General features: G+C 42.0%; 1 protein-coding gene. It reads right to left on the bottom strand.

From position 1 onward, the window contains the following. Positions 1–324: AMP-binding protein (locus tag JO950_RS22130; RefSeq protein WP_202704568.1), on the bottom strand; the 324-nt coding region annotated here is incomplete at both ends.

Genomic DNA, 324 nt, shown 5'->3' with positions numbered 1-324 from the left:
ATATAGTCTATTCTTTCCTCAGGGTATTGCGGATCAATAGGAACATAAGCTCCTCCCGATTTTAACACACCCAGTATCGACACAATCATCCACTCGCTTCGCTCCAATTGTATCCCTATCAGATCATCCGGCTGAATGCTGTAATTATCCATTAGGTAATGCGCCAACTGATTGGATCGCTCATTAAGCTCCCTGTAGGTCAGTTCTTTATTCTCAAAAACTATGGCTACATGATCCGGTGTCTTTTCAACCTGTTCTTCAAACAAGTCTACAATTGTCTTGTCCTTCGGATATACTGCTGCTGTATCATTGAAGGTGAACAAC

It is taken from the genome of Flavobacterium sp. UGB4466 (assembly GCF_903469665.1).
GTDB classification, from domain to species: domain Bacteria; phylum Bacteroidota; class Bacteroidia; order Flavobacteriales; family Flavobacteriaceae; genus Flavobacterium; species Flavobacterium lipolyticum.
The sequence above is the reverse complement of the archived record's forward strand: the minus strand, read 5'-3'. Positions and strand labels throughout refer to the sequence as shown.